Consider the following 1017-nt stretch of genomic DNA (forward strand, 5'->3'; position numbering starts at 1 on the left):
ACGGTCCTCTCGAAGCTGCCTGTCGAGCTCTTCTATGAACATCGAATACAGAACCAGAGCGAGCTCATCACAACGCGCCTGGATCTTCGCCTCCGCCTCCGGGCAGGAAATCCTCTCGCACAAACCGGTCATAATGTCCCCCACCGTGTGCAGGAATGCATGACACATCCGACGAATGAACTTATCCACAGAGAGACCACCTTTCTGAGCGCTGGATGGTGGCTGAATCCCGCCGCAACGTCCCACTCAGGAACGTCTTCCAGGACTACGTGGTCTCTCTTCTTCTTTCCCCCCTTCTTCCCCTTCCCGCACCCTACTCTAAGATTACACCGCCCCACCGGTCTTCCCACCAGTCTCCCCGCAGGTTTTCCCGCTTGTCTAGGCGGCCCCAGTCTACGGACAAGGGCCTTCGGGAAGACTCGGAAGGACTGCGGCAGGTATGGTAGAATTGTGTCCAGGATGATGTTGTGTACGACTGTTGGGGAGGGGATAGAATGTCCGACCTCAGCACCTCGGCGTTGATCGCGGTTCGCGAGTGTATGGGAGCGAGGCCTGGTGAGACAGTCCTCGTCATTATGGACGAAGGCACACGGACTGTAGGGACAGCGCTCTTCGTTGCGGCCCGATCCTTAGGATGCGAGGCCATGGTGTTGGAGATGATACCAAGGCAGAGAAACGGGGAGGAGCCACCTGCAGCTATAGCTGATATCATGAAGCGGGTAGACGTTGTACTCGCTCCCACCAGCAAGTCGCTGTCGCACACGAAGGCACGTCACGACGCGTGCGATGCAGGGGCCAGGGTGGCCACGCTTCCAGGAATCACCGAGGACTGTATGGCCAGGACTCTCTCGGCTGACTACTCAAAGGTCGGACAGAAGTCGCGGAAGTATGCTGCGATCTTGACAGAGGGGGAGGTTGCCCGGATCACGACACCGGCCGGCACCGACATAACTATGTCCATTCGCGGCCGGGAGGGCAGGCCGGACACAGGGATCTACCGCAACCGGGGCGAGTTCG

Annotated in this window: 1 protein-coding gene and 1 pseudogene; one reads left to right on the forward strand and one right to left on the reverse strand. The window is 58.9% G+C overall.

Features of this window, described 5'->3' with window-relative positions; all coding sequences use genetic code 11:
- The coding region (locus NUW23_07485) for a hypothetical protein (protein ID MCR4426017.1) at nucleotides 1-189 on the reverse strand (189 nt) is incomplete at its 3' end.
- Nucleotides 190-494: 305 nt separating this feature from the next.
- Here NUW23_07485 and NUW23_07490 point away from each other — a divergent pair.
- Nucleotides 495-1017, forward strand: a pseudogene (locus tag NUW23_07490) (aminopeptidase).

Source organism: Bacillota bacterium (assembly GCA_024655925.1).
In the GTDB taxonomy this organism is placed as follows: domain Bacteria; phylum Bacillota; class DTU025; order DTU025; family JANLFS01; genus JANLFS01.